Consider the following 6,000-nt stretch of genomic DNA (forward strand, 5'->3'; position numbering starts at 1 on the left):
ACCCTGATTGATACACTAAGTAAATACTATTATATTATCAATCAGGGAGATAGCTTTTTATAGCCCTCACTAAACTATTAAACTATTCGTCAGTCAGACAAAGATCTTACTGACAAAATGTCACATATCAATAATATGGAAATGAAAATAGGAAATTTTGACAGTTTTGCTACTGAGCATATAGATGAAAATGCAGAATTTATACCCCTACTAACTACCGAAGATGAGGAAGAAATAGAGCGCGAACGTGTACCCCACGTATTGCCTATCCTTCCGCTTCGCAATACAGTACTTTTCCCTGGTGTAGTAGTCCCTATTTCAGCAGGACGCGATGCCTCTATACGCCTTATCAATGAAGCTAATGAAACTACTAAAACAATAGGAGTAGTAGCTCAAACTGATGAAAACACCGAAATACCTGAAGGGAAGGATGTATATCGATTAGGTACTGTAGCACGCATATTAAGGGTACTAAAAATGCCAGACGGCAATGTAACCATCATCATACAAGGAAAAAAACGCTTTCAGATAGAGGGTATAGTAGAGGAAAAACCTTATATAAAAGCTGCTATCACAGAAGTATCAGATATAAAACCTGATACTAATGATAAAGAATTTGAAGCTACTATAGATGCCATACGCGACTTAGCTATCAAAATCATTCAGGAGAACCCTAATATACCTTCAGAAGCTGCTTTTGCTATAAGAAATATAGAAAGTACCTCTTTCTTGATAAACTTCATTGCTTCTAATATGAATGCTACAGTACTTGAGAAGCAAGCTGTTTTAGAAATAGATGAGTTAAAAGAACGTGCGACTGCTATTTTAAAATATCTAAATATTGACTTACAAAGACTTACCTTACGCAATGAGGTACAGTCAAAAACGAGATTTGATATTGACAAACAGCAGCGCGAGTATTTCCTACATCAGCAGATGCGCACTATACAAGAAGAATTAGGTGGTGTATCATACGAACAAGAGATAGAAGAACTCAAAAAGAAAGCTAAAGATAAGAAGTGGGACGATAAAATAAAAGAACTTTTTGAAAAAGAGCTTAGCAAGCTACAACGTACTAACCCCAACAGCCCTGACTATGGCATTCAGCGCAATTATTTAGAAGTATTGTTAGAACTGCCTTGGAATGAATATTCTAAGGATAACTTCGACCTAAAACGTGCTCAGAAGATACTAGACAAAGAACATTACGGATTAGATGAAGTAAAACGCCGTATCATAGAATATCTGGCTGTACTGAAGCTACGCAATGATATGAAGTCACCAATATTGTGTTTCTATGGCCCTCCTGGTGTAGGAAAAACCTCTTTAGGACGCTCTATAGCCAAAGCTCTAAACAGAGAGTATGCGCGAATGTCGCTTGGAGGTTTGCACGATGAGGCTGAAATACGTGGACATCGCAAGACTTATATAGGTGCAATGCCAGGGCGTATATTACAACAACTAAAGAAAGCCAAAACCTCTAATCCTGTATTTGTTTTAGACGAGATAGATAAATTAGGCAATAGTAGCTATCAAGGTGACCCTTCAGCAGCTATGTTAGAAGTACTCGACCCAGAACAAAACAAAGAGTTTTATGACAACTTTCTAGAGATGGGGTATGACTTATCAAAAGTGATGTTTATCGCTACTGCCAATGATCTTTCGACAATTCAGCCGGCTCTGCTCGACCGAATGGAAATCATAAATGTATCAGGTTATACTATAGAAGAGAAAACAGAAATAGCCAAACGCCACTTATTGCCTAAACAGCTAAAAGAGCATGGTATGAAAGCCACAGATATACAGCTAGGTAAGAAAGAAATAGAACGTATTGTGGAAGGCTATACACGCGAATCAGGGGTGAGAGCTTTAGAAAAAGAGCTTGCTAAAGTAGTGCGCTACGGAGCTAAAAACTTAGCTATGGAAGAAGCCTATGACCCTAAAATTAACTTTGAAACTATAGAGAAGATATTAGGCCCTGCCCGTTTAGAACGCGATAAATACGAAGATAATGAAGTAGCAGGAGTAGTAACTGGACTTGCATGGACAAGTGTAGGAGGTGATATATTATTTATAGAATCAGCACTTTCAAAAGGAAAAGGAGTACTAAACATCACTGGTAATCTAGGACAAGTAATGAAAGAATCAGCTACTATAGCCCTAGAATACCTAAAATCAAACGCTGACCGCTATAATTTAGACTCTAAGTTGTTTGAGAGTTATGATGTACACATACACGTACCCGAAGGTGCCACTCCTAAAGATGGTCCTAGTGCAGGAGTAGCTATGCTCACCTCACTAATGTCGCTATTCACCCAAAAACGAGTAAAAAAGAATTTAGCAATGACAGGCGAAATTACTCTACGTGGCAAAGTGTTAGCTGTAGGTGGACTGAAAGAGAAAATATTAGCAGGAAAGCGTGCAGGTATCAAAGAGTACATACTCTGCAAAGACAATGAAAAAGATATTTTAGAGATAAAAGAAGAATACCGCAAAGGACTTATCTTCCACTATGTCACAGATATGGAAGAAGTAATACGCCTAGCTATAACTAATGAAGATGTAAAACACAAAAAAGTTTTAACCTTATAAAAAACACTAAAAATGAACAAAATACAAGAAGAAGATATTATAGGCGACAACCACGTAGCTACTTCTGCAGTTACTCCTCTTAGAGCTGATGCCTTTGAAATGAGCGAAGCCGAAAAAATAGCAGATATAGAAACGCATATGCGTGCTATACTACACACCCTAGGAATGGACTTGACAGATGATAGTCTGAAAGGTACTCCTAAACGAGTAGCTAAAATGTTTGTTAAGGAAATTTTCGGAGGTTTATTGCCAGAACGCAAACCTTCAATGTCTACTTTCGACAATTCGTATCATTATGGAGAGATGCTTGTAGAAAAAAACATTGTTGTTTATTCTACTTGCGAACACCATCTATTACCTATAGTAGGACGTGCGCATGTGGGATATATCTCAAATGGGAAAGTATTAGGACTCTCAAAAATGAATAGAATAGTAGAGTACTACGCTAAACGTCCTCAGGTACAAGAACGCTTAACCCTACAAATAGTGCAAGAGATGCAACGTGCCTTAGGTACTGAAGATGTAGCGTGCATTATAGATGCTAAGCACTTATGTGTGAACTCGCGAGGGATAGAAGATATAGACAGCAGTACCGTAACAGCAGAGTTTGGTGGCAAGTTTAAAGACCCTGAAGTCAGAAAAGAATTTCTAGAATATATAAAGTTAGAGACCAGATTTCACTAAAAAAAACAGACATCTGAGGGGAGGGAGAAAAAATATTTTCGCTTTATTGTTATGTATTTCAAAAAAACATCGTATATTTGCCTCACTAATTTAAAATTTTAAAAGATGAGGATAAAATTTACTTCAGCAATTTTATTGGTAGCGTTGATGTTTTCTTGTAAGTCCGCTACTACCCATCAGGAGGCAGATACAACCGCTACAGCCAATTATGAGGTTATTCCTGCCCCTCAGATGATATCTAAACCTTCAATAAATGCTAATAAGCCCTTTGTGCTTACTGCAAATACCAAAATCACCTATCCTAAAGGAGATGTTGATTTAGAGCGATATGCAGGCTTCTTGAAGGAGTATATTCAAAAGCAATCAGGTATTGCTCTCAACATTGCTCCAGATGAAGGAAAACCTTCTAATAACATTGTTCTCCTCCAAAACTACAATAATGAAAACAAAGAAGGTTACCAAGTTAGTATTGATGCTGATCATATCACCATCAATGGAGCTTCTAAAGCAGGTACTTTCTACGGTGTACAGTTCCTCAGAAAATCTATTCCTGTCCTAAAAACTAAAAAAATTATCTTCCCTGCTCAGCAAATCACTGATCAGCCTTACTTCGCCTATCGTGGAGGACATTTAGACAGCGCACGCCACTTCTTTACAGCTGACTCTATTCGTATCTTTATTGATATGCTTGCCCTTCATAATATGAACCGTTTCCATTGGCACCTTACTGATGACCAAGGTTGGCGATTTGAATCTAAGAAATACCCTGAACTTACTGTTATAGGTAGCACTCGTAGCCAAACAATGGTAGGAAAACAATGGACTACCTTTGATGGCAAACCTCACGGTGGATTCTACACACAACAAGAAATGAAGGATATTGTAAAATATGCCGCTGACCGCAATATTACTATTATCCCTGAAATTGACTTACCAGGACATATGGTAGCTGTCTTAGCTACTTATCCGCAGTTAGGTTGTACAGGAGGACCTTATAAGGTACGTGAAACTTGGGGAATAGCTGATGATGTACTTTGTGCTGGCAACCAAGAAACATATAATTTCATAAAGAATATATTAGAAGAAGTTACAGAGATTTTCCCTTCACAGTACATTCATATTGGAGGTGATGAATGCCCAAAAGTTAGTTGGAAAAAATGTCCTAAATGCCAAGCTAAAATTAAAGAATTAGGTATAAAAGGTGATGACAAACACTCTGCCGAAGAATATCTACAAAGCCACATAATTACATATGCTGAACAAGTATTAGCTAGCAAAAATCGTCGTATTATTGGTTGGGATGAAATCTTAGAAGGAGGATTAGCTCCTAATGCTACTGTAATGTCTTGGCGCGGCATCAGTGGTGCTATAGAGGCTGCTAAGTCTAACCATGATGCTATTATGACCCCTATGTCTTTCTGCTACTTTGACTTTTATCAAACTGACAAAGTTGATACTGAACCGCTTGCTATTGGAGGTTATGTACCTGTAGAACGTGTATATTCTTTCAATCCTTACCCTGATGCTCTTACTCCTGACCAACAAAAACATATCTTAGGGGTACAGTCCAATATCTGGACAGAATATATGAAAACCTTTAAACACGTAGAGTATATGGCTCTACCTCGCTATGCAGCTTTGGCTGAAGTACAATGGCATAACCCTAAAGACGCTAAAAACTATAGTGCTTTCTTACAACGACTTTTGCGACTTATCAATATCTATCAGCTCGAGGGATATAACTACGCTAAACATATTTTCAATGTACGTGCTGAAGTAAAACCCGAAGTAGGTGATATAAAAGTCACTTTCTCTTGCCTTGAAAGCACTCCTATTTATTACACTACTGATAGTACTGAACCTACTAAAAATGCTAAAGTATACACTCAACCACTAAAAATAACAAAAACTACAGACCTTAAAGCAAAGGCTTTTGGTAGTGAAGGTGAGAGCAGTTGGGGACAAAAGTTTATCTTCAACAAGGCTACTGTTCGCCCTATAACATTTCTTAGTAAGCCCACTCACAACTACACTTTTAACGGAGCTATTACTTTAGTAGATGGCCAGAGAGGAAATAAGAATTCGCGCTCTGGACAATGGTTGGGATTTAGTGAGGCTCCTTGTGAAGTAGTTATTACTTTGCCAGAGAATACCTCTATCAAGGAAGTATCTTTCAAATCTTTTATAGATACTGGTGATTGGATTTACCCTCCTACCCATTTTGAAGTACAAGGTTCTACTGATGGTAAAAACTACGAAACACTTGCTAAAGAAGACTACCAACTACCTACAAAACATTTTAGAGAAATAAAAGATTATAAACTTTCTTTTAAAGAAAAGAAAGTAACTTATCTGAAAGTTAAAATCAATGAGGTGAATAAAATACCTGCTTTTCATAACGGAGCTGCAGGAAAACCAGGTTTTTTATTTATTGACGAAATAGAAGTTAATTAATGGTTAAATTTTAATGGTTAATGAAAATAGGCTGTCTGAATATTCAGACAGCCTATTTTTTTATTTTGAGGTGTCTATTTAGCTACATACTAATTGACTTTGGGAAACGGACGAACGTTCTACAATTCTTTTTATTAAACTGTTAAAGATAGTCTCTTTGCTTTGTGAGCGATTGATTCTAAAACTATACTCAGCTAAATAGCGGTCTATATTAAACTCTGACACCCAAGAATATATACCTCGTATCCAAGACTTTACTTGGTGTATTAC

Annotated in this window: 3 protein-coding genes and 1 pseudogene; 3 read left to right on the forward strand and 1 reads right to left on the reverse strand. The window is 37.2% G+C overall.

Going from position 1 to position 6,000, the window contains the following annotated elements; genetic code table 11:
* Nucleotides 1–141 precede the first annotated feature (141 nt).
* From lon to C8P65_RS10085, 3 genes are all read left to right on the forward strand, one after another.
* Nucleotides 142–2,592: an endopeptidase La gene (gene lon / locus C8P65_RS10075; protein WP_107782693.1), complete on the forward strand. Its 2,451-nt coding sequence runs from the start codon at nucleotides 142–144 to the stop codon at nucleotides 2,590–2,592.
* Nucleotides 2,593–2,604: 12 nt separating this feature from the next.
* Nucleotides 2,605–3,276, forward strand: a complete 672-nt coding sequence (gene folE, locus C8P65_RS10080) for a GTP cyclohydrolase I FolE (RefSeq protein WP_095912937.1) — start codon at nucleotides 2,605–2,607, stop codon at nucleotides 3,274–3,276.
* Nucleotides 3,277–3,381: 105 nt separating this feature from the next.
* Nucleotides 3,382–5,730 (forward strand): beta-N-acetylhexosaminidase, encoded by a 2,349-nt coding sequence (locus C8P65_RS10085; RefSeq protein ID WP_107782689.1) that lies wholly within the window; start codon nucleotides 3,382–3,384, stop codon nucleotides 5,728–5,730.
* Nucleotides 5,731–5,808: 78 nt separating this feature from the next.
* Here the strand turns inward: C8P65_RS10085 and C8P65_RS10090 are convergent.
* Nucleotides 5,809–6,000: pseudogene (locus C8P65_RS10090) on the reverse strand (IS1595 family transposase); the annotation flags it as partial.

This window comes from Capnocytophaga leadbetteri (assembly GCF_003054025.1).
Classification (GTDB): domain Bacteria; phylum Bacteroidota; class Bacteroidia; order Flavobacteriales; family Flavobacteriaceae; genus Capnocytophaga; species Capnocytophaga leadbetteri.